The sequence below is a fragment of the Pseudomonas coronafaciens pv. oryzae str. 1_6 genome (genome assembly GCF_000156995.2).
In the GTDB taxonomy this organism is placed as follows: Bacteria; Pseudomonadota; Gammaproteobacteria; order Pseudomonadales; family Pseudomonadaceae; genus Aquipseudomonas; species Aquipseudomonas tremae.
The window spans coordinates 3696396-3718834 of record NZ_CP046035.1 but is presented as its reverse complement, the minus strand read 5'-3'; the positions used below and the strand labels follow the sequence as shown (position 1 = coordinate 3718834).

At 58.7% G+C, this 22439-nt stretch carries 26 protein-coding genes; 24 read left to right on the top strand and 2 right to left on the bottom strand.

The window, feature by feature from the left end:
• The first annotated feature begins 99 nt into the window (after positions 1-99).
• The 3 genes from rluC to sppA are packed head-to-tail and all read left to right on the top strand — an operon-like array spanning position 100 to position 2731.
• Positions 100-1056, top strand: a complete 957-nt coding sequence (rluC, locus tag POR16_RS16575; RefSeq protein WP_005892226.1) for a 23S rRNA pseudouridine(955/2504/2580) synthase RluC — start codon at positions 100-102, stop codon at positions 1054-1056.
• Entirely contained in the window at positions 1046-1708 is a 663-nt protein-coding gene (locus tag POR16_RS16570; RefSeq protein ID WP_005892228.1) for an HAD-IA family hydrolase, read from the top strand. The genes rluC and POR16_RS16570 overlap by 11 nt, the downstream gene beginning before the upstream one ends.
• 24 nt (positions 1709-1732) lie before the next feature.
• The gene (sppA, locus tag POR16_RS16565; RefSeq protein ID WP_005892230.1) at positions 1733-2731 is read left to right on the top strand and encodes a signal peptide peptidase SppA; all 999 of its coding nucleotides are present in this window, start codon (positions 1733-1735) and stop codon (positions 2729-2731) included.
• Between the two features lie 78 nt (positions 2732-2809).
• On the opposite strand, the gene POR16_RS16560 is transcribed toward sppA, so the two are convergent.
• Positions 2810-3388 (bottom strand): Maf family protein, encoded by a 579-nt coding sequence (locus POR16_RS16560; RefSeq protein ID WP_005892232.1) that lies wholly within the window; start codon positions 3386-3388, stop codon positions 2810-2812.
• A gap of 106 nt (positions 3389-3494) precedes the next feature.
• Here POR16_RS16560 and POR16_RS16555 point away from each other — a divergent pair, with 106 nt between their 5' ends.
• The 13 genes from POR16_RS16555 (at position 3495) to POR16_RS16495 (ending at position 13645) form a co-directional block, all read left to right on the top strand.
• Entirely contained in the window at positions 3495-4022 is a 528-nt protein-coding gene (locus POR16_RS16555; protein WP_005892234.1) for a YceD family protein, read from the top strand.
• Between the two features lie 13 nt (positions 4023-4035).
• Complete coding sequence (gene rpmF / locus POR16_RS16550; protein WP_002552688.1) at positions 4036-4218, top strand: 50S ribosomal protein L32; 183 nt, start codon at positions 4036-4038, stop codon at positions 4216-4218.
• Between the two features lie 4 nt (positions 4219-4222).
• The gene (plsX, locus tag POR16_RS16545) at positions 4223-5245 is read left to right on the top strand and encodes a phosphate acyltransferase PlsX (protein WP_042932397.1); all 1023 of its coding nucleotides are present in this window, start codon (positions 4223-4225) and stop codon (positions 5243-5245) included.
• Positions 5246-5361: 116 nt separating this feature from the next.
• Entirely contained in the window at positions 5362-6300 is a 939-nt protein-coding gene (fabD, locus tag POR16_RS16540; RefSeq protein WP_042932400.1) for an ACP S-malonyltransferase, read from the top strand.
• A gap of 15 nt (positions 6301-6315) precedes the next feature.
• Positions 6316-7059 carry a 3-oxoacyl-ACP reductase FabG gene (gene fabG, locus POR16_RS16535; protein ID WP_005892237.1) on the top strand — a complete coding sequence of 248 codons (744 nt, stop codon included), beginning with the start codon at positions 6316-6318 and terminating at the stop codon, positions 7057-7059.
• A gap of 191 nt (positions 7060-7250) precedes the next feature.
• Positions 7251-7487, top strand: a complete 237-nt coding sequence (gene acpP / locus POR16_RS16530) for an acyl carrier protein (RefSeq protein WP_005892238.1) — start codon at positions 7251-7253, stop codon at positions 7485-7487.
• A gap of 114 nt (positions 7488-7601) precedes the next feature.
• On the top strand, positions 7602-8846 hold the full coding sequence (fabF, locus tag POR16_RS16525) for a beta-ketoacyl-ACP synthase II (protein WP_005892239.1): 1245 nt from the start codon (positions 7602-7604) through the stop codon (positions 8844-8846).
• Complete coding sequence (gene pabC, locus POR16_RS16520) at positions 8846-9661, top strand: aminodeoxychorismate lyase (RefSeq protein WP_005892240.1); 816 nt, start codon at positions 8846-8848, stop codon at positions 9659-9661. The genes fabF and pabC overlap by 1 nt, the downstream gene beginning before the upstream one ends.
• Before the next feature lie 3 nt (positions 9662-9664).
• Positions 9665-10822 carry an endolytic transglycosylase MltG gene (gene mltG / locus POR16_RS16515; RefSeq protein ID WP_005892241.1) on the top strand — a complete coding sequence of 386 codons (1158 nt, stop codon included), beginning with the start codon at positions 9665-9667 and terminating at the stop codon, positions 10820-10822.
• Between the two features lie 19 nt (positions 10823-10841).
• Positions 10842-11474, top strand: coding sequence for a dTMP kinase (gene tmk, locus POR16_RS16510; RefSeq protein ID WP_005892242.1), 633 nt, complete (start codon positions 10842-10844; stop codon positions 11472-11474).
• The gene (locus POR16_RS16505; RefSeq protein ID WP_005892243.1) at positions 11467-12453 is read left to right on the top strand and encodes a DNA polymerase III subunit delta'; all 987 of its coding nucleotides are present in this window, start codon (positions 11467-11469) and stop codon (positions 12451-12453) included. Before tmk ends, POR16_RS16505 begins: the two co-directional genes overlap by 8 nt.
• Positions 12454-12487: 34 nt before the next feature.
• On the top strand, positions 12488-12844 hold the full coding sequence (locus tag POR16_RS16500; RefSeq protein WP_005892245.1) for a PilZ domain-containing protein: 357 nt from the start codon (positions 12488-12490) through the stop codon (positions 12842-12844).
• Between the two features lie 15 nt (positions 12845-12859).
• Complete coding sequence (locus POR16_RS16495) at positions 12860-13645, top strand: TatD family hydrolase (protein WP_005892246.1); 786 nt, start codon at positions 12860-12862, stop codon at positions 13643-13645.
• 113 nt (positions 13646-13758) lie between these two features.
• Here the strand turns inward: POR16_RS16495 and POR16_RS26325 are convergent, their stop codons facing one another.
• Entirely contained in the window at positions 13759-14010 is a 252-nt protein-coding gene (locus POR16_RS26325; RefSeq protein ID WP_162235249.1) for a hypothetical protein, read from the bottom strand.
• Here POR16_RS26325 and POR16_RS16490 point away from each other — a divergent pair.
• The 8 genes from POR16_RS16490 (at position 13940) to POR16_RS16455 (ending at position 22408) form a co-directional block, all read left to right on the top strand.
• Positions 13940-14593, top strand: coding sequence for a LysE family translocator (locus POR16_RS16490; protein ID WP_024670206.1), 654 nt, complete (start codon positions 13940-13942; stop codon positions 14591-14593). The two genes, POR16_RS26325 and POR16_RS16490, sit on opposite strands and share 71 nt — an antisense overlap.
• A gap of 151 nt (positions 14594-14744) precedes the next feature.
• Positions 14745-15404 (top strand): TetR/AcrR family transcriptional regulator, encoded by a 660-nt coding sequence (locus POR16_RS16485; protein ID WP_005892252.1) that lies wholly within the window; start codon positions 14745-14747, stop codon positions 15402-15404.
• A gap of 103 nt (positions 15405-15507) precedes the next feature.
• The gene (locus tag POR16_RS16480; RefSeq protein WP_005892254.1) at positions 15508-16110 is read left to right on the top strand and encodes a DUF4823 domain-containing protein; all 603 of its coding nucleotides are present in this window, start codon (positions 15508-15510) and stop codon (positions 16108-16110) included.
• Between the two features lie 21 nt (positions 16111-16131).
• The gene (locus tag POR16_RS16475; protein WP_005892255.1) at positions 16132-16692 is read left to right on the top strand and encodes a DUF1285 domain-containing protein; all 561 of its coding nucleotides are present in this window, start codon (positions 16132-16134) and stop codon (positions 16690-16692) included.
• Positions 16693-16776: 84 nt separating this feature from the next.
• A complete protein-coding gene (locus POR16_RS16470; protein ID WP_005892257.1) occupies positions 16777-17790 on the top strand; it encodes an aspartate-semialdehyde dehydrogenase in 1014 nt (337 codons plus the stop codon).
• A 109-nt stretch (positions 17791-17899) separates the two neighbouring features.
• A complete protein-coding gene (locus POR16_RS16465) occupies positions 17900-20743 on the top strand; it encodes a FimV/HubP family polar landmark protein (RefSeq protein WP_005892259.1) in 2844 nt (947 codons plus the stop codon).
• Positions 20744-20902: 159 nt separating this feature from the next.
• A complete protein-coding gene (gene truA / locus POR16_RS16460; RefSeq protein WP_032618904.1) occupies positions 20903-21727 on the top strand; it encodes a tRNA pseudouridine(38-40) synthase TruA in 825 nt (274 codons plus the stop codon).
• Between the two features lie 60 nt (positions 21728-21787).
• A complete protein-coding gene (locus POR16_RS16455; protein WP_005892261.1) occupies positions 21788-22408 on the top strand; it encodes a phosphoribosylanthranilate isomerase in 621 nt (206 codons plus the stop codon).
• The last annotated feature ends 31 nt before the right edge of the window (positions 22409-22439 follow it).

Here is a 22439-nt window from a genome sequence, read left to right as displayed (position 1 = left end):
AACCGTTGATCCGCTGCCCGGCCGCTTTTGGCGGCGTTCGCGACTATAGCAGCAATCATTAAGTGCTTCAAATCCATAAAAATTGTTATGATTTGCCGCATGACGAATATTGCCCCTCCAACCCCCGGCGTCCAGCTGGTTGAGGTTGCGCCGGAACTTGCCGGTCAACGCATCGATAATTTTCTGATCACTTATCTCAAGGGCGTGCCCAAGACCTTGATCTACCGCATCGTGCGTAAAGGCGAAGTGCGTGTGAACAAGGGCCGGACCAAGCCTGAATATAAGCTGCAGGCAGGCGATATCGTGCGCATTCCTCCTGTGCGCGTGCCCGAGCGTGACGAGCCTGTGCCGGTTGCGCAGGCACTCTTGCAGCGCCTTGAGGCTGCGATTGTCTACGAAGACAAGGCGCTGATAGTCCTCAACAAGCCTGCGGGTATTGCCGTGCATGGCGGCAGCGGTCTGAGCTTCGGTGTCATCGAAGCCTTCCGCCAGCTGCGCCCGGACGCCAAGGAGCTCGAGCTGGTGCATCGTCTTGATCGAGACACCTCCGGCCTGCTGATGATTGCCAAAAAGCGCAGCATGTTGCGCCATCTGCATGAGGCCCTGCGTGGCGATGGCGTCGACAAGCGCTACATGGCGCTGGTTCGCGGCAATTGGGCGGCTGCCCAGAAGCAGGTTCGCGCCCCGTTGCTCAAGAGCAATCTGCGTTCCGGCGAGCGCATGGTCGAAGTAAACGAGGAGGGCAAGGAGGCGCTGACAATCTTCAAGGTGCTGCGCCGTTTCGGTGACTTCGCCACCATGGTCGAAGCCAAGCCGGTCACCGGTCGTACTCACCAGATCAGGGTGCATACCCTGCATGCGGGTCATGCCATTGCCGGTGATACCAAATATGGTGACGAGAACTTCAGTCGGGAAATTCGTGATCTGGGTGGCAAGCGCCTCTTCCTGCATGCCTACATGCTGACCGTGCCGATGCCTGATGGCAGCAAATTGAATGTGCAGGCGCCTGTCGACGAGATGTGGGCCAGGACAGTGGAGCGTCTTAGTGCGTCGTGATTACGATCTGTTGATATTTGACTGGGATGGCACGCTGGCCAACTCGGTCGGGCGCATTATCCATTCAATGCGCACCGCGGCCATCGAAAGTGGTGTCGAGGTGCGTGACGATTCTGCAATCAAGAACATTATCGGCCTTGGCCTGCCCGAGGCGATCCGCACACTGTACCCGCAGACCAGCGAAACCATTCTTGTCGAAATCCGCCAGCACTACGCTGACGCGTACATGGAGATGGACAAGGTGCCTTCGCCGTTGTTCGAGGGTGTCGTGGAGTCGATGCAGGCGTTTCGCGAAGACGGCTATCGTCTGGCTGTGGCGACCGGCAAAGCGCGACGCGGGCTTGATCGGGTGCTGAAAGCCAATGGCTGGGCGGATTATTTCGACGTCACTCGTGCTGCCGACGAGACCGCCAGCAAGCCTGATCCGCTGATGCTGAACGAGATCATGGCGCACTGCGGTGTCTTGCCGGGCCGTTCGTTGATGATTGGTGACGCCTCGTTCGACCTGCTGATGGCGCGCAATGCCGGTATGGATTCAGTGGCGGTTGGCTATGGTGCGCAACCGCTTGAGTCCCTGCGGCAGTTCGAGCCCATAATGGCCATTGAGCATTTTTCCGAGCTGCGCACCTGGTTGAACAGGCGCAGCGTCTAGATTTCCGGTGAGGGTAGAAGAAGCATGTCTGATGAATGGAAAGCACCCGTTTCGCAGAGCGCGGACGAGGGTGTCAATGGCAGGGAAGAGGCTAAAAGCTGGAAGCTTCTTGAAAAAACGCTCCTCGCCAGTGTTCAGGAGCAACGCAGGGCACGGCGCTGGGGGATTTTCTTCAAGCTGCTGACGTTCGCGTTTCTGTTTGTGGCTGTGGTGTTGCCAATGCTTGATCTTGAGGGTGGTGCTTCGCGACGTTCAAGTCATACCGCGCTGATCGACGTGCAGGGTGTGATCGCCGACAAAGAAGCGGCTAGTGCGGAAAATATCGTTACCGCGTTGCAAAAAGCCTTTGAGGATGAAAAGACCAAGGGTGTCATTCTGCGCATCAACAGCCCGGGTGGCAGTCCTGTGCAGTCAGGCTACGTCTATGACGAGATTCGTCGTCTGCGCGCAACCAAGCCCGATATCAAGGTATATGCGGTCATTACCGATCTGGGTGCCTCGGGTGCTTACTACATCGCCAGTGCGGCTGATCAGATTTACGCTGACAAGGCCAGCCTTGTAGGCTCCATCGGGGTCACTGCGGCCGGTTTCGGGTTTGTCGGCACCATGGAAAAGCTGGGTGTCGATCGTCGTACCTACACGTCGGGTGAGCACAAGGCTTTTCTTGATCCGTTCCAGCCGCAAAAAGCTGATGAAACCCAGTTCTGGCAGGGTGTGCTGGATACTACCCATCGTCAGTTCATTGCCAGCGTCAAGCAGGGGCGTGGCGATCGCTTGAAAGACAAGGATCACCCAGAGCTGTTTTCCGGGTTGGTCTGGACCGGTGAGCAGGCGGTCGGGCTTGGTCTGGTGGACGGTCTTGGCAATGCGAGCTACGTGGCGCGTGAGCTGATCAAGGAAAGGGACATTGTCGAATACACGGTCGAAGAGTCGCCTTTTGATCGTTTCTCGAAAAAAATCGGCACCAGCATGGCTGAGCGTATTGCCACGCTGGTCGGCTTCAGTGGTCCGACGTTACGCTGACAGGCATTCAAAGCCTTGGTGTCTGAGCCCTGATCATTGCTGGTCAGGGCTTTTTATTGCAGGTCGTGTTGCAGGCGCTCAGGGGATGCTGACGCCTTCCTTTATAAGCATGTCTACCAGGCGAATCAGTGGCAGCCCTATCAGGCTGGTGGCGTCGCTGCCTTCCGTGCTGCGAAACAGGCTGACACCCAGGCCTTCGGCCTTGAAGCTGCCTGCGCAGTCGTAAGGCTGTTCTGCGTGCAGGTATCGCTCGATGCGGGCCTGATCGAGCTCGCGCATGTGTACGGTAAAGGGCACGCAGTCGATCTGGCATTCTCCGGTCGTGCTGTTAAGCAGCGCGAGGCCGGTCAGAAAGGTTACGCGGTTGCCGCTGGCGGCCGTCAGTTGTTGCAGGGCGCTCTCGAAGGTGTGCGGTTTGCCCAGTATGCGGCCATTGAGCACAGCGACCTGATCCGAGCCGATTATCAGGTGCTGCGAATATTCACCCGCCAGCGCCTCGGCTTTTTCGCGGGCGAGGCGCTGCACCAGGTCGTGTGCCGCCTCGTTCGGGTGATGGCTTTCATCGATATCCGGAGACTTGCAGGTGAACGGCAGGCGCAGGCGGGCAAGCAGTTCGCGGCGATAAGTGGAGCTGGAGGCAAGGAGCAGGGAAGGCATGCGGTTCTCCGTAGGCTGAGCGTTGATTCTAAAGAGTGGCCCGAGTGACGAACAGGCCTGAATTTCCTTTGACATGCCAAGGGGGCATCCCTAGAATGCTGCGCCTATGTTGAATGACCCGATTCCATCTCACGTTGACCCGCGCAAATTGTCTGATCGCGGCACTACCCTTCAGGGTGAAGTGCTGCTGGGCGATTTGAAGAGACTCTGCGACCCGCTTGCCGACACTGTCGGTACGGTGCAGGCGAAGTTCATTTTCGAGCGTGACGAACGCCGTTCTGTGGTTATCCACAGTTCGATAGACGTCCCGGTCAAGATGGTTTGCCAGCGTTGTCTTGAGCTGGTGACCCTGCCGATCCACAGCGAATGCAGTTATGTCGTGGTGAAGGAGGGTGCGAATACCCAGTCGTTACCGAAAGGTTATGACGTGCTGGAACTGGGCGAAGATCCATTGGATCTGCTGGCATTGATCGAGGAGGAGCTACTGCTCGCCTTGCCCATTGTGCCTGCTCATCATCCTGAAGAATGCCAGCAACCGGCGGGTCTCGATGAGCCCGAACCGAGCGTGGACGAGGTAACGCGGTCCAACCCGTTCAGTGTATTGGCGCAGTTAAAGCGTGACCCAAACGTTTAGGAGTTAATCAATTATGGCTGTTCAGCAGAACAAAAAATCCCGCTCTGCCCGTGACATGCGTCGTTCGCACGACGCTCTTGAGGCAAGCACTCTGTCGGTAGAAAAGACCACTGGTGAAATTCACCTGCGTCACCACGTATCGCCAGAAGGCGTATACCGTGGTCGTAAAGTGATCGACAAGGGCGCTGACGAGTAATTTCTTGTCCGCTCCGATAATCGCGATCGACGCAATGGGCGGGGACTTCGGTCCCCGCAACATTGTTCAGGCAAGCCTCGCGTGTCTGACAGCTACACCCTCGCTTCATCTGGCCCTCGTCGGCCAAGCCACCCTTATTGAAGAACTGATTGCCCACCATCAAGGTGTGGATCGCTCGCGCCTGCGCGTTGTAAATGCTAGCGAAGTCATTGCCATGGATGAGCGTCCTTCTCAGGCTCTGCGTGGCAAACCTGATTCCTCCATGCGTGTTGCACTCGAGCTTGTAGCAAGCGGGCAGGCTCAGGCCTGTGTCAGTGCCGGCAACACCGGTGCGTTGATGGCGCTGTCTCGTTACGTGCTCAAGACGTTGCCTGGTATCGACCGGCCCGCGATGATCGCTGCTGTGCCCACCCGCGCAGGTCATTGCCAGTTGCTGGATCTGGGCGCAAATGTCGATTGCAGCGCCGAGGCGCTTTATCAGTTTGCGGTGATGGGGTCTGTTCTTGCCGAGACGCTTGGGATTGTAAAGCCCAGAGTCGCCTTGCTCAACGTGGGCACTGAAGACATCAAGGGTAATCAGCAGGTCAAGCAAGCTGCTGCACTGTTGCAGCAGGCTGCGGGGCTCAACTACATCGGCTACGTCGAGGGCGATGGTGTGTACCGGGGGGAGGCCGACGTGGTGGTGTGTGACGGTTTTGTCGGCAACGTGCTGCTCAAGTCTAGTGAAGGGCTGGCTACAATGATTGCCGAGCGGATCGATGCGCTGTTCAGCCGTAACCTGCTGACCAAGGCTGTCGGCGCGATGGCGTTGCCGTTGCTGAAGCGCTTGCGGACCGATCTGGCCCCGGCCCGTCACAATGGTGCCAGCCTTTTGGGGTTGCAGGGCGTTGTGGTGAAAAGCCACGGGGCTGCCAGCGTTGCAGGGTTTCAGAGTGCTATTCAGCGAGCGCAGACCGAGGCCTGCGAAAACTTGCCGCAGCGCCTCAGGGGGCGCCTTGAAGCAGTGCTTCGAGACGACCAGACCTGAAAATGTGACGCATCAGACTGGTCAGTCATCCAACCGATCAGTCATGTAAACTTGAATTCTCGCGTTCGGCTCGTCCGGACGCTTATTTTGACGACAATCATTCAGAGGCCTGTCATATGTCTGCATCCCTCGCATTCGTCTTTCCGGGTCAAGGATCGCAATCGCTCGGCATGCTTGCCGGAATGGGCGAGCAGCATCCGTTGATCCTGGACACATTCGAGCAGGCTTCCGAAGCGCTTGGTTATGACCTGTGGGCATTGACCCAGAGCGGTCCTGCCGAGTTGCTCAATCAGACCGACAAGACCCAACCGGCCATTCTGACCGCTTCCATCGCCCTGTGGCACGTGTGGTTGGCGGAAGGCGGTGCCGTTCCGGCTTTTGTTGCCGGTCATAGCCTGGGTGAATACAGTGCGCTGGTCGCTGCGCAAAGCCTGAGCCTGGCGGATGCCGTCAAGCTGGTGGAGCGTCGTGGTCAGTTGATGCAGGAAGCCGTGCCGGCCGGTCAGGGTGGCATGGCAGCCATTCTGGGTCTTGATGATGCCGACGTCATTGCCGCCTGCGCCGAAGCGGCGCAGGGCGAAGTCGTCAGCGCAGTTAACTTCAACTCGCCGGGCCAGGTGGTCATCGCCGGTTCCGCCGAAGCGGTCAAGCGTGCCATGGAACTGTGCAAGGCCCGTGGGGCGAAGCGTGCCTTGCCGCTGCCGGTCAGCGTGCCTTCGCACTGCGAGCTTATGCGTCCGGCTGCCGAGCGTTTTGCCGAGGCCGTCGAGGCCATCGAATGGCAGGCGCCAGGCATCGCTTTGGTGCAGAACGTCAGCGCGAGCGCAGTCAGTGATCTGGCGACCCTCAAACGTGATCTTCTGGAGCAACTGTACAAGCCTGTGCGCTGGGTCGAATCCATCCAGTGCCTGGCAAGTCGCGGTGCGACCCAGTTGGTGGAATGTGGGCCGGGTAAAGTCCTGGCCGGTCTTAACAAGCGTTGCGCCGAAGGCGTGACGACTTACAACCTTGATACCCCCGAAGCCTTTGCCGCCGCACGCGCGGCACTGGCCTGATTAGGAGAAGTCTGCATGAGCCTTCAAGGTAAAGTGGCACTGGTCACCGGTGCCAGTCGCGGTATTGGTCAAGCCATTGCTCTTGAATTGGGACGCAAGGGTGCGGTCGTTGTAGGCACTGCGACTTCCGAGTCCGGCGCCGAGCGTATCAGTGCGACGTTCAAGGAAAACGGCATCGAAGGCTTCGGTCTGATGCTGAATGTCTGTGATGCCGAGTCTGTAAATTCGGTCTTGTCGACCATTCAGGAACGTGTTGGCGCGCCGTTGATTCTGGTCAATAATGCCGGTATCACCCGTGATAACCTGATGATGCGCATGAAAGATGACGAATGGCACGACGTTGTCGACACCAACCTGAACAGCCTTTTCCGTCTGTCCAAGGGCGTTTTGCGTGGTATGACCAAAGCTCGTTGGGGGCGTATTATCAGCATCGGTTCGGTTGTGGGTGCCATGGGCAACGCCGGTCAAGTAAACTATGCTGCCGCCAAGGCCGGTCTGGAAGGTTTCAGCCGTGCCCTGGCCCGTGAAGTGGGGTCGCGTGCGGTTACCGTCAACTCGGTTGCGCCAGGCTTTATCGACACCGACATGACACGCGAGCTGCCAGAGGCGCAACGTCAGTCACTGATTACCCAGATCCCCCTGGCTCGCCTGGGGCAAGCTGAAGAGATCGCGCATGTAGTCGCTTTTCTTGCGTCTGAAGGCGCAGGCTACGTTACCGGGGCTACAATCCCGGTCAACGGCGGCATGTACATGAGCTGATGTGACGCTCTGTTTCAAAAAAATGTCATACGAGCTGTCTAAAATCCGTTATAAAGCTGCAATCTATGAATGGGCAAAGGTACGGTTGGGGACAAGGGAAGAGCGTTTAGCTTGAAATACGCAAAACCTCTTCTATACACTTACCCACTGGCCAGATGCCTGAACATTTCCACTAGGAGTTAAAACTAGGTATGAGCACCATCGAAGAGCGCGTCAAGAAAATCGTTGCCGAGCAACTTGGCGTCAAAGAAGACGAGGTTGTCAACACTGCTTCTTTCGTTGAAGACCTGGGCGCTGACTCCCTGGACACCGTCGAGCTGGTAATGGCTCTGGAAGAGGAATTCGAGACCGAAATCCCTGACGAAGAAGCGGAAAAGATCACTACCGTTCAAGCAGCAATCGATTACGTCACTAGCCATCAGGCTTAAGATTTGTAATCGCTGACTGCTGTCACGGGAAAACCGCACTGCTTTAACCGGCGTGCGGTTTTTTCTTTAAAAAACGCTGTGATTGTTCCGTAAACAAGAGAGAAGGAGAGTCCTGTGTCGCGTAGACGCGTCGTGGTCACCGGGATGGGTATGCTTTCGCCACTGGGCAATGACGTGCCCAGCAGTTGGCAAGGCATTCTGGCGGGCCGCAGTGGCATTGGCCTTATCGAGCACACGGACTTGTCAGCCTTCACCACCCGCTTCGGCGGTTCGGTCAAGGGTTTCAACGTCGAGGAATACCTGGCGCCCAAAGAAGCGCGTCGGCTCGATCTCTTTATTCAGTATGGCCTGGCGGCCAGCTTCCAGGCGGTGCGTAACGCAGGCCTTGAAGTCACTGATGCAAACCGTGAACGCATTGGCGTCGCCATGGGTTCGGGCATCGGTGGTCTGACCAACATCGAAAACAGCAGTCGTTTGCTGCATGAGCAAGGGCCGGGACGGATTTCACCGTTTTTTGTACCGGGCTCCATCATCAACATGATTTCCGGTTTCCTGTCGATCCATTTGGGCGCACAGGGGCCTAACTATGCCATTGCGACGGCATGTACCACGGCCACTCACTGCATTGGCATGGCTGCACGCAACATCGCCTATGACGAAGCGGACGTGATGATTGCCGGTGGCGCTGAAATGGCGGCCTGTGGCCTTGGACTGGGCGGTTTCGGCGCAGCGCGTGCGCTGTCGACGCGAAACGACGACCCGGCGCGTGCCAGCCGTCCCTGGGACAAGGGCCGTGATGGGTTTGTCCTTTCCGACGGTGCCGGTGCGATGGTGCTTGAAGAACTCGAACACGCCAAGGCGCGTGGTGCGACCATTTATGCCGAGCTGGTCGGGTTTGGCATGAGTGGCGATGCGTACCACATGACCTCGCCACCTGACGACGGCGCCGGTGCCGCTCGCTGCATCGTCAATGCGTTGCGAGATGCCAAGGTCAACCCTGATCAGGTGCAATACATCAACGCACACGGTACATCGACGCCGGCAGGCGATCTCGCCGAAGCGTCGGCCATCAAGTCGGTCTTCGGCGATCATGCCTATCAGCTGGCAGTCAGCTCGACCAAGTCGATGACGGGCCATTTGCTGGGTGCTGCTGGCGCAGTCGAGGCCATTTTCAGCGTGCTGGCGATGGTCGATCAGGTGGCTCCGCCGACCATAAACCTCGACGAGCCAAGCGAAGGTTGTGACCTGAACTTTGTGCCTCACGAAGCACGCCGCATGCCGATCGACGTCGTTCTGTCGAACTCCTTCGGTTTCGGTGGCACCAATGGTTCGCTGGTATTCCGCCGGTTTGCCGAGTAATGCCCGATTGGGTTGATGGCCTTCCTGCCGGCAGCCTGTCTGTCAAGGACAGAGGGCTGGCCTACGGCGATGGAGTTTTCGAGACCATCGCTGTCAAGGCTGGCCGGCCATTGCTGCTTGATCGTCATCTGCAGCGTCTTGAAACTGGCTGCCAGCGTCTGGCGATTTCGGTCGACCTTGCGCTGGTTCACTCTGAAATGACCCGTTTCGCCGCCGAGCTTGGCGACGGGGTCATGAAGCTGATTCTTACCCGAGGCGACGGTCAGCGCGGTTATGCTCCTGCCGCCAACGCGTGTTCACGTCGAATTCTGCAAGGCAGTGCCGCACCAGCCTATCCCGCTGCCTATGCCGAACAGGGCGTACGCCTGTTTGCCTGTCAGACCCGGCTGGCCGAACAGCCGCTGCTGGCCGGGCTCAAGCATCTGAATCGCCTGGAGCAGGTCATGGCCCGCTCCGAATGGAGCGACAGTGAACATGCCGAGGGGCTGATGCGCGACACCTCGGGGCGGTTGATCGAGGGGGTATACAGCAATCTGTTTCTGGTCTGTGGCGGGCGTTTGCTGACCGCCGACCTGAGTCGGTGCGGGGTCGCAGGCGTGATGCGTGCCGCATTGCTCGATCAGGCACGAAATCTGGGGCTGGCTGTCGAAATCCGTGATCTGCACTTGCCTGACCTTGAAACGGCAGACGAAGTGTTCCTGTGCAATAGCGTCTATGGCGTCTGGCCTGTCTGCGGTTTTGCAGCGCTGGACTGGGCGGTTGGTCCGCTCACCCGTAAACTGCAAGGTATTGCTCGCACCCTTCTGGATATCTGATCTGTGATCCGAAAATTACTGGTGTTGCTGGAAACTGCCGTTGTCCTGGCCGGCCTACTGCTTGGCTTCGCGTTCTGGCAGCAGAACAAAGCCCTGGAACAACCACTCAAGGTGGCTCAAGAGCAATTGCTGGATGTGCCGGCGGGCTCGACGCCCACCGGTGTTCTCAATCGCTTGCAGGCCGATGGCGTGATCAGCGACGCGTTCTGGCTGCGCCTCTACTGGCGCTTCAACCTGTCGGGGCAGTCGTTGCACAGCGGCGAATACCGCATGGTGCCGGGCATGAACGTCAAAGGGTTGTTTGATGTCTGGAAGCGCAAAGAGGTCGTGCAATACAGCCTGACTCTGGTCGAAGGCTGGAATTTCAGGCAGGTACGTGCTGCGTTGGCCAAGCAGGCCAAGCTCGATCAGACCCTTGCAGGTTTGTCCGATAGCGAGCTGATGGCGAAGATCGGTCATCCTGATGTGTTCCCCGAAGGCCGTTTCTTCCCCGACACCTACCGCTATGTACGCGGCATGACCGATGCCGAATTGCTCAAGCAGGCTTACAGTCGTCTGGAAGAAGTGCTGGATGAGGAGTGGCGTGCCAAGTCGCCGGAAGCACCTTATTCCACGCCCTATCAGGCGTTGATCATGGCATCGCTGGTCGAGAAGGAAACCGGTGTGCCGCAGGAGCGCGGCCAGATTGCCGGTGTTTTCGTACGTCGCTTGAAGCTGGGTATGCAGTTGCAGACCGATCCGACCGTTATCTACGGGATGGGCGAACGCTACAACGGCAAGCTGACCCGTGCTGACCTGAAAGAAGCAACGCCTTACAACACCTATATGATCGCCGGAATGCCACCGACACCTATTTCGCTGGTAGGGCGCGAAGCCATTCATGCTGCGCTCAATCCTGTGCCCGGCAGCAGCCTGTATTTCGTGGCCAAGGGTGATGGCAGCCATGTCTTTTCGGACGATCTGGACGCCCACAACGCAGCCGTGCGTGACTATCAGCTCAAGCGCCGTGCAGATTACCGCTCCAGCCCGGCACCTGTTGCTCCGCCTGTAACGCCAGCTGAAACGCCTGAGTCAGGGACGCCTGAATCAGTGCCTTCCCCTGCAGAGCCAGATGTCACGACCCAGCCGGATGCACCGCAATCCGGGGCTGATGCGCAATGACAAAGACTAAGGATTATCTGTGACTGGCTTGTTTATCACTCTTGAAGGTCCGGAAGGTGCAGGCAAGAGCACCAATCGTGATTACCTGGCAGCGCAATTGCGGGCCCAGGGCGTGCAGGTGCTGCTGACACGTGAGCCTGGCGGCACGCCTCTGGCCGAGCGCGTGCGCGAGCTATTGCTGGCGCCCAGCGAAGAAAGCATGAGCGCTGACACGGAGCTGCTGCTGGTGTTTGCAGCGCGTGCGCAACACTTGGCCGAGGTCATCCGTCCTGCGCTGGCGCGTGGTGAAGTGGTGCTTTGTGATCGGTTCACCGATGCAACCTACGCCTATCAGGGGGGCGGGCGTGGCCTGTCTCACCAGCGCATTGCAACGCTGGAGCAGTTTGTTCAGGGCGACCTGCGCCCTGACCTGACGCTGGTCTTCGATCTGCCGGTGGAAGTCGGTCTGGCGCGCGCTGCGGCACGCGGCCGGCTGGATCGCTTCGAGCAGGAAGGCCGGGCCTTCTTCGACGCGGTACGCAGCACCTATCTGCAGCGGGCAAAAGCCGAGCCTGCGCGTTATCGCCTGGTGGATGCCGCGCAGACCCTCGCTGAAGTCCAGGCCTCTCTCGACACGTTGCTGCCCCAATTGCTGGAGCTGCAACGTGGCTGAAGCCTACCCCTGGCAGGAATCGCTCTGGCGACAGATGGCAGGCCGTGCTCAGCACGCGCACGCCTACCTGTTGCACGGTCCTGCCGGTATCGGCAAGCGGGCACTGGCCGAGCGCCTGATGGCCAGCCTGTTGTGCAAGGCACCTGACGGGCTTGACGCTTGCGGGCAGTGCAAGTCGTGCCTGTTGCTGCTGGCTGGCAGTCACCCGGACAATTACGTGCTTGAGCCAGAAGAGGCCGACAAGCCGATCAAGGTCGATCAGGTGCGTGATCTGGTCAGTTTTGTGGTCCAGACCGCCCAGATGGGCGGACGCAAAGTGGTCTTGGTCGAGCCTGTCGAGGCGATGAATATCAATGCGGCCAACGCTTTACTGAAAAGCCTCGAAGAACCCTCGGGCAACACCGTGCTGTTGCTGGTCAGTCACCAGCCGAGTCGACTGCTGCCGACGGTCAAAAGCCGTTGCGTGCAGCAGGCCTGCCCGCTGCCCGGCGAGCAGATGAGCCTGGACTGGCTGAGCGGCGCGTTGCCTGATTGCACTCCGGACGAGCGCTTTGAACTGCTGACACTGGCTGCCGGCTCCCCACTGGCGGCTGTGTCGCTTCACGCCCAGGGCGTTCGCGAACAGCGCGCACTGGTGGTGGATGGCGTAAAAAAACTGCTCAAGCAACAGCAATCGGCTACCCAGCTCGCCGAGGGCTGGAAAGACATCCCGTTATTGCTGCTGTTCGACTGGTTCTGCGATTGGTCTCACCTTATCCTGCGCTATCAGATGACTCAGGACGAAGAGGGCCTGGGCTTGGGTGATATGCGCAAGGTTGTTCAGTACCTGGCGCAAAAGTCGACACGTGGCAAGGTGCTGGATATTCAGGACTGGATACTTGCGCAGCGCCAGAAAGTCATGTCCAAGGCCAACCTCAACCGGGTATTGCTGCTCGAAGCGCTACTGGTGCAGTGGGCAGGGCTACCGGGACAGGCGTAGACTCGGTGTTATTCGGAATCGTAGAGGTATTGTCATGAGTCTGCCGCTTAATACGGGTCCACGTAACGGCATTCTGTCCCTGACCATCAAGGACAAGTCCGTGCTGTACGCCGCTTACATGCCGTTCATCAAGAATGGCGGCCTGTTCATTCCGACCAGCAAGAGCTACAAGCTGGGCGATGAAGTGTTCATGCTGCTCAATCTGATGGATGAGCCGGAGAAGGTTCCGGTAGCGGGCCGGGTCACCTGGATCACACCCAAAGGTGCTCAGGGCAACCGTACTGCCGGGGTCGGCGTGCAATTCAATGATGGCGACAATACTGCTCGCAATCTGATCGAAACCCACTTGGTCGGTGCTCTCAAGTCCGATCGTCCCACCCATACGATGTAGTTGTGTTCCTTGCCCATGCTTGTAGATTCTCATTGTCACCTTGATCGCCTTGACCTCGCCCAGCACGATGGCTCCCTGGACGCAGCCCTTGAGGCCGCCCGGGGCCGGGGTGTCGGACACTTTCTGTGTATCGGCGTCAGCGCCGACAATGCCGGTGCGGTCAAGGCTCTTGCCGAACGCTATGCCGATGTCGACTGCTCGGTTGGCATTCATCCGCTGGACGTCAAACCGGGTGAAATGCCGCCGCTGGACTGGCTGCTCAAAGAGCTGGACCACCCACGTGTGGTAGCGATTGGTGAAACCGGTCTGGATTACCACTACGAACCTGAAGCCGCCGAGCTGCAACAGGCGTCCTTCCGAATACACCTTGAGGCGGCCAGAGCCACTGAAAAGCCGGTAATCATCCATACCCGCGGTGCCCGTGCCGACACCTTGAGCCTGTTGCGTGAAGCGGCCTTGCCTCAGGCCGGCGTGCTGCATTGTTTCACTGAAGACTGGGAAATGGCCAAGGCCGCGCTGGATATGGGGTACTACATCTCGCTGTCCGGTATCGTGACGTTTCGCAACGCCGATGCCCTGCGTGATGTGGCCAGGCAGGTGCCTGCCGATCGTCTGCTGGTCGAAACCGACTCGCCTTATCTCGCCCCCATTCCTTATCGGGGCAAGCCAAATCTGCCGCAGTATGTGCGTGAGGTGGCCGAATTTCTGGCAATGCTTCGCGGTGAGCCTTACGAGCGATTCGCCGAGCAGACCACTGCCAATTTCTCTCGCCTGTTCCCCCTGGCCCATCTTCAGCGCTAAACAAGCCTCGAATTGCAGGCAAAAAAAACCCGGATTCTGGGGGGGTGAAACCGGGTCAAGACCATTAGGAGTAAAACAAAGGCACTCGGTCCGTTGGCACCTTTGCAGGTGCATCATTTGGGGGAATGAGGCACCAGCGCCTTGAGTATTGACCAGAATGGTAAGTCTTCCAGCGCCTTCTGGTCGTTTTTTAAACAGTTTTGGAATACCAAAGCGCTTGTTGAGTCCTTATTGAACAGATGAGGGCACTCCGATGCGCCAAAACGAACATCGCGGTTCTGGTCGAGGTTGTCAGTGGAGTTTTCCAACGGGTTTCTATTGAGTCTTTCGTTATGCCTGGATATTGGCCTGGCAAACATCGCCATGATCACCCTATCCATGCAACGTGGCTTTACCAAGGGGCTTTGGCTTGGCCTGGGGACCTGCGTTGGCGATCTGACTTACGCGATTCTGGCCATGCTTGGCATGGCGGTGCTTCTTCAGTACGAGGCCGTGCGTTATGTGCTGTGGCTGGGCGGAACCGCGGTTCTGGCCTGGTTCTGTTTCAGGATGATCATGAGCGCAACCACTGTCAGCGAGGGCCTGGCGAACGCTGATGTCGAGCCAGAAACGTCCGACCTGACACTGTTCCTGCGCGGGATTTTTCTGGCCATGTCATCGCCCAGCGCCATTCTCTGGTTCGCGGCAGTAGGTGGCGCACTCATCGCGCGGCAAGGTTCTGATCTGACCAGTGCCTCGACGTTTCTGGCCGGGTTTGTCGCGGCTGGTGTGGTCTGGTCGATTTCCCTGTGCGCGCTGGCTCATCAGGGTGGGCGTTTCATGGGGGAGCGAATGCTGCGCTGGTCTTACATTGCCTCAGCGCTGATCTTTGCCTATTTCACGCTGTACGTTGTCATCACCGGGTACATGGAATTTGTCGCAGCAACGCCTTCGCTGCCAGCGCTTTAGCGTTTTGGTCAGTGCGGGGCCGAATAATTATCAATTGCTGCAGGTTATTTGCCAGTGGATGGATATAACCCGGAAGGACCGATGATCCGTGCAATTTAGCGCCGATTGGGCATAATACCCGGCTTCGATTTCGATCCTGACAGACCTCCTCATGCAGAAAGAACCTCGTAAGGTCCGTGAATTTCGCCGCCGTGAGCAGGAAATTCTCGACACCGCACTAAAGCTTTTCCTGGAGCAGGGCGAAGACAGCGTCACCGTCGAAATGATCGCGGACGCCGTTGGCATTGGCAAAGGGACCATCTACAAGCACTTCAAGTCCAAGGCGGAAATCTACCTTCGCCTGATGCTCGACTATGAGCGTGACTTGAACGAACTGTTGCACTCTGCCGACGTCGACAAGGACAAGGAGGCGCTCTCGCGTGCCTACTTCGAATTCCGCATGCGTGATCCACAGCGCTATCGCTTGTTCGACCGTCTGGAAGAAAAAGTGGTAAAGGGCAATCAGGTGCCCGAGCTGGTCGAAGAGCTGCACAAGATCCGCGCTTCCAACTTCGAACGCCTGACGCTGCTGATCAAAGGCCGCATCACTGAAGGCAAGCTTGAAGATGTGCCTCCTTACTACCACTACTGTGCTGCCTGGGCATTGGTGCATGGTGCTGTTGCGCTGTACCACTCGCCGTTCTGGAGCAACGTGCTGGAGGATCAGGAGGGCTTCTTCAATTTCCTCATGGACATCGGTGTACGCATGGGCAACAAGCGCAAGCGCGACATCGATCTTTCAGCAGAGCCCAAGCCCGACCCTGCTGCTTAATAACGCTGCGTCGCGGTTTTGAGCCTCTGACCCAGAGATGGCGCGGAAGCTGCATCCGACGACCATTCGCCGGTTTTCCGTCACCGGCATCTGGGAGGGGATGATGCGTAGCCTGGTTCTGCTGCTCGCGCTTATGGCGCTGAGCGGCTGCATGAAAGTCAGTGACATGGGCGAGGGTGTTCGCGAGCAGTTCAGCGACGCAGGTCTGCTCGACCACAGCAACACCCGCCGCACGGCCAACTGGCGTGTGCAGCCAGACTCGTTCATCTACATTGCTCAAGGCGCCTTCGTGCCGCCAGGCAATGCCTATCCGCGTCCCAATGTGGTGGCCGAGGAGGCCTTCAAGGGTTTCGTCGAATACTTTCCGATGGTCCGCCGTGCCCGTGCCCCGTTAGGCTTGGACGAAGCGCTGACCGAAGCGCGCAGTGCCGGCGCACATTATTTGCTCTACACCCGTTTTGCCAAGGCAGATGACCGCATCGGCAATGTTGATCAGTGGTCTGATCAGGAGGCGGTTGATCGGCTGGGTGTGGACAGTGGCGTCATTCAGCTCATGCTGATCGAAACCAGCCCCCGTTACCTGATCGACAGCGCACGCATACGCAGTCGTGGCGGATTGCTGACGCTTTACGATACAAGTCCTGAAGATTTGCTCGGCCCGCCACTTGAGGACTACGCTCGTACACTCTTGGGCGTTGAGCGCTAGGGCTGGCTGCAGGAGAGTTGAGTGACCGATTCAAGCAAGGCGGGCGATCTGTTTGCGCAGATCCCCAAAACCAAAGGGTTGCCACCTGTTCATCTGTGGAATCCGGATTTTTGTGGCGACATCGACATGCGCATTGCCCGCGACGGAACCTGGTATTACCAAGGGACGCCGATCGGTCGCAAGCCTATGGTCCGGCTGTTCTCGACCATCATGCGGCGCGATGGGGATGATTATTTTCTGGTCACCCCTGTGGAAAAGGTCGGTATCAAGGTGGACGACGCGCCTTTTATCGCGGTCAGCCTTGAGGTGGTGGGAGAGGGCGAGGCGCAGGTGTTGCGCTTTCGGACTCATGTCGATGACGAAGCAGAGGCTGGTCCTGAGCATCCTCTAAGGGTAGTGACAGATCCGCATACCGGCGAGCCAGCTCCTTATGTGCTGGTGCGCAGCAATCTGGAAGCACTGATTCATCGAAATGTGTTCTATCAGCTGGTCGACCTGGCGGTTTCTCGCGAGATCGACGGGCAGCAGTGGCTGGGCGTCTGGAGTCACGGTACGTTCTTTCCGATTGGCCTCGAGCCTTGAAAAATAGTCTATTTGGTCGCTTGAATTGCTTGCTTGCAGTACGACGGTTAAAGTGCCGCTCCCCGATTTTCCTGAGGTTTTTGCATGAGCCAGTCCTTTGATATCGCCGTAGTCGGCGCAACCGGTACTGTCGGCGAAACCATTGTCCAGGTTCTGGGAGAGCGCAATTTCCCTGTAGGCAGTCTGCACTTGCTGGCAAGCATCGAGTCTGCCGGTCATTCGGTGCCTTTCAGGGGCAAGAATGTGCGCGTGCGTGAAGTCGACGAGTTCGACTTCAGCAAAGTCCGGCTGGCGTTCTTTGCCGCTGGCCCGGCGATCAGTCGCAGCTACGCCGAAAAGGCGGTAGCGGCGGGGTGCTCGGTTGTCGATCTGTCAGGCGCCTTCCCGTTTGCACAGGCGCCCAATGTGGTGCCTGAAATCAATGCTACGCTTTTGGATATTTGTGGCGTCGCGCCATGCTTGGTGGCCAGCCCGAGTGCTGCGGCCACAGCGGTTGCGCTTGCCTTGGCCCCGTTGCGTGCGCTGGTCGATATTCAGTCCGTGAGCGTGACGGCGTGCCTGGCTGTTTCCGCACTGGGGCGCGAGGGCGTCAGTGAGCTGGCGCGTCAGACCACTGAATTGCTCAATGTCCGCCCTCTGGAAACCCGTTTTTTTGACCGCCAGATGGCGTTCAATGTGCTGGCTCAGGTGGGTAAACCCGACGAGTCGGGTCACCTTCCGCTGGAAAAGCGTCTGGTCACCGAGTTGCGCGAACTGCTGGCCCTGCCGTCACTTAAGGTATCGGCCACTTGCATCCAGGTGCCGGTGTTCTTTGGTGACAGCTTTACCGTCTCGCTGCGCGCGGCCGGGCCGGTTGATCTGACTGCGGTCAATACCGCACTTGAGGCCGCTGCCGGAGTCGAACTGGTGGATGCCGGTGATTACCCGACCCCGGTCGGTGACGCAGTGGGGCAGGATGTGGTCTATGTAGGCCGGGTTCGAGCCGGAACGGACGATGCGGAACAGCTTAATCTGTGGCTTACCTCGGATAACGTGCGCAAGGGTGCCGCGCTCAATGCTGTGCAGGTTGGCGAATTGTTGATAAAAGATTATGTGTAAAAGATACTTGGCAACACATTGAACAATTATTTTAGCGGCGAGACGCCTTACACCCAAATGCAGGACTACCTCTCCGGATATCGGAGAATCTTTAAACAAGGGATGGGCTATGGTTCAGGTTCGTAAACTGGTATTAGCAATCGCTGCGGCTTCAGCGCTGTCATCGGGAATGGCGCAGGCGCTGGGGCTCGGGGAATTGTCGGTCAAGTCGACCCTGAATCAGCCATTGGTAGCGGAAATCGAGTTAACTGATGCGCAGGGGCTCAATGCTGCGCAAATTGTCCCCAGCCTGGCAACCACGGCTGACTTCGCTCAGTTGGGTGTCTCCCGTCAGGAGTTGCTGAACGATCTTTCGTTTACCCCCGTCATCAATGCTAATGGCAAAAGCGTCCTGCGCATCACCTCCAGCAAGCCGGTGCGCGTACCTTATGTGAAGTTTCTGGTTCAGGTGCTTTGGCCGAACGGTCGACTGGTGCGTGATTACAGTCTTCTGCTGGACCCGCCGAAGTACTCTCCTGAGGCGGCCGCTGCTGCAGCTGCTCCGGCACCGGCCCCTGCGGCGGCCCCTGCGGCGGCTCCCGCAGCACCTGCGCAACTGGCCACAGTGGAGCCGTCGGCAGAAGCTCCGGCGCCCGAAGCCACTGCCCCGACGCCTGCAGCCGTTCCGGCAGCATTGCCACCGCCAGCCGCAGATAAACAGTCGCAATACGTCACCGCCAATAACGACACCTTGTGGGAAATCGCCGCGAAGGTACGTAAGGGCGGTACGGTTCAGCAGACCATGCTGGCGATTCAGGCGCTGAACCCCGACGCATTCATCGGTGGCAACATCAACCGTTTGAAAAAGGGTCAGGTGCTGCGTCTGCCGACACCTCAGCAAACCGCTGCACTGCCACAGCCTCAAGCGATTGCCGAAGTTTCCCGACAGTACAGTGCCTGGCGCGAAGGCCGTCGCCTACCCGCAGGCCCGCGTCAGGTCGATGCCACCCGGCGTGATCGCGCCGGTGCGGCGCCCTCCAAAGTGGATGCTTCTGACAACCTCAGCCTGGTGTCTGCGAGCGGCAAGCCAGCCGCCAAAGGCGCAGCGGGTGACAGTGATCTGGGCAACAAGCTGGCGGTCGCTCAGGAAGCGCTCGATACCACGCGCCGGGATAATGCCGAGCTGAAAAGCCGGATGAACGATCTGCAAAGCCAGCTGGACAAGCTTCAGCGTCTCATCGAGCTGAAAAACGGTCAGTTGGCCAAGATGCAAGCGGCTGGCGCTGCGGTGCCGCCTCCTGCGGCCACTCCTGACGCTGCGACCCCAGCCAACGCAGCGGTGCCGGCCTCTCTGGTTGATGCCAATGGCGCCCCGGTCAAGCCAGCTGGCGAGATTGCGCCTGAAGATGCGTTGCCGGCAGGCGCGGCTGAGGTGGCGACACCGGCTGCGGATCAACCGCTGGCAGTGGAGCCTGTGGCCGTTCCTGAAGATGATGAGAGTACGCTGCAGAAGATCCTCGATAATCCGGTGCTGCTCGGCCTGGTCGGGGGCGCTGTGCTGCTGATTTTGGCGCTGTTGCTGCTGTTCCTGGCACGCCGTCGTGCGGCAAAAGCCGAAGCCGAGAAGCACAAGCGCATGGCGCGGGCGCTGGCTGAAGAGTCCGAGTTCGTTTCAGACATGGACATGGATTCGCCGCAGGCCAGTTTCGACGGGCTTGATGTGCCACCGCCCAATGTCCGTATGGGCGCCGGTGCTGTGGCAGCCGCTACAGCTGCGACTCGCGAGCGTCCAGCCGATGCGCTGGTCCAGGCCGAGATTCATATTGCTTATGGCCGCATGAATCAGGCCATCGAGTTGCTGGAGGAGGCTATCAAGGAAGATCCGCAGCGTGATGATATCCGCCTCAAGCTGATGGAAATCTACGCCGAGCAGGGCAACAACAAAGCCTACGCCGCCCACGAGCGTAAACTGGTGGCTGCGGGAAAGCCTGAAGCTGAGGTCGAGCAGCTTGAAGAACGTCACTCGACCCTGAAGTCCGCTACGCCGCTGGCTTCTGAACCTGCACCGGCTTCGGCAGCTCCTGCCATTGCTGCGGCAGCTGCAGCAGCCAGTGCTGCTGCATTGGCCGCTGAACTCGACGCCAAATATGTCGAAGAGTTGCTGGCTGATAATTCGGCAGACGAGGCAACTGAACCGGCGCTCGAGCCTGAGCCCGTCGTAGCGGTCGAGCCGGAGGTGATAGCACCGGTGGCAACTGCGCCTGCCGAGGAAGCGGATCCGTTCGATAACGATTTCGATCTGAGCCTCGACGAGTTCGAAGAAACACCTGCGTCAGATGTTTCCACGGTGGATGACATCGATGACCTGATGCTGGACGAGCCGAAAATATCAGCGGTGGCTGACGACGACGAGCTGAGCTTTGAGTCGATCATGCGCGAGCAGGAAGAAGCGCGCGCAGCAGCAGTCCCTGAAGAACTTGCCGATTTCGACCTGGACCTGTCCGAGGAAGACCCAGCGCTCAAGAACGAAGATGACTTCCTGCTGGGCCTCGGCACCGATCCGCTCGATCCTGTCGAGACAAAGCCGGTGCCGCCGATCAGCGACGATCTAGAGCTGCCTGAAGACTTTGATCTGTCGCTGGCTGACGAAATCGAAACCGATCAGGCCAGTCAGGCGTTTGCGACCGAAATCGATGACGTCAATGCCGAGCTGGACCGTCTTTCTCAGAACCTTGAGCATCCGCCGCTCGACGAGCCAAGGTTTACCGCCGAAGACGCGGCAGCGCTGGACGATGAGCCGGACTTCGACTTCATGGCCGGTACTGACGAGGCGGCGACCAAGCTGGACCTGGCGCGTGCCTATATCGATATGGGCGATGCAGACGGAGCGCGTGACATCCTTGACGAGGTCGTGACCGAAGGTGATGACGGGCAGAAAAGTGAGGCGCGCGAGATGCTTTCGCGGTTGGTCTGATTCAAACCTGCCCCCCACTCGAACGGCCGCTTACGCGGCCGTTTGTTTTTCAGCCGTCGGCGTGAGTAGCGTGTTTTTTCTGCGGCCCTATAATGGCCGACTTTTCGCGAACCGACAGGCTGTACCACATTGGCGAACATAGATAACCCGGCTGCCGAGATGGCGGCCGAGGGCTTTTCCCGAATCGCGCTGGGCGTTGAGTACAAAGGCTCGCGCTACTGCGGCTGGCAGCGTCAGGCGTCCGGCGTGCTCACCGTGCAGGAAACACTCGAGAACGCACTGTCCAAGGTTGCTGCGTCACCGGTATCGCTGATGTGTGCCGGGCGCACTGACGCTGGCGTACACGCCTGCGGGCAGGTGGTGCATTTCGATACCCTTGCCGAGCGTTCCTTGAAAGCCTGGGTGATGGGCGCCAACATCAACCTGCCTCATGATGTCAGCGTTACCTGGGCCAGAGTCATGCCCGCCAACTTCCATGCACGCTTCAAGGCCATTGCGCGTCGTTATCGCTACGTGATCTACAACGATCAGATCCGTCCTGCGCACCTGAATCAGGAAATTACCTGGAATCATCGTCCGCTGGATGTCGAGCGCATGGCTCAAGCCGCCGAATTTCTGGTGGGCACTCACGATTTCAGTGCCTTCCGTGCCGGGCAGTGTCAGGCCAAATCGCCCGTCAAACAGCTGCACCATCTGCGTGTTACCCGTCATGGCAAGATGATCGTGATCGATGTGCGCGCCAACGCGTTTTTGCACCACATGGTGCGCAATATCGCCGGCGTGCTGATGACGATCGGCGCCGGCGAGCGTCCGGTCGAATGGGCGCGTGATGTTCTGGAAAGCCGGGTTCGGCGTACCGGTGGCGTGACGGCCCATCCTTACGGCCTTTATCTGGTGCAGGTCGAGTACCGCGACGAGTTCCCGTTACCTGAACGCTACGTCGGTCCGCATTTTCTTACGGGGTTTGCCGAATTGGACGGCTGACGATCCGGAAAGCATTTGTTAACATCCGGGACTTTCCGAAAGGTCTGAGGTTTTCAACATATGTCAGCCGTTCGCAGCAAGATCTGCGGGATTACCCGCATAGAGGATGCATTGGCCGCTGTCGAGGCTGGGGCGGATGCCATTGGTCTGGTGTTTTACCCAAAAAGCCCGCGGGCTGTGACCGTGCTTCAGGCCCGCGCGATCATCGCCGCGTTGCCGCCTTTCGTGACCACGGTGGGGCTGTTCGTCAATGCCAGTCGCTGTGAGCTCAACGAGACGCTGGATGCGGTTGCGCTGGACATGCTGCAGTTTCACGGCGATGAAACGCCGGAAGAGTGTGACGGCTATCATCGCCCCTACATCAAGGCGCTTCGGGTCAAGGCGGGTGATGACATCGCCAGTGCCTGTCGTGCCTATCGTAATGCCCGTGGCGTGCTGCTCGACACGTACGTAGAAGGTGTGCCCGGCGGCACTGGCGAAACCTTCGACTGGGCACTGATTCCGGATGATCTCGACAAACCGGTCATTCTCGCAGGCGGCCTGACCTCGGCCAATGTGGCGCAGGCCATCGCTCAGGTCAGGCCTTATGCAGTGGATGTCAGTGGCGGCGTCGAAAGGAGCAAAGGCATCAAGGATCGCGAAAAGATCCTTGCGTTCATGAGTGCGGTCCAGGGCTCCTGATGTGACGGTTGCGCTTCGGCCGCCGTCCATA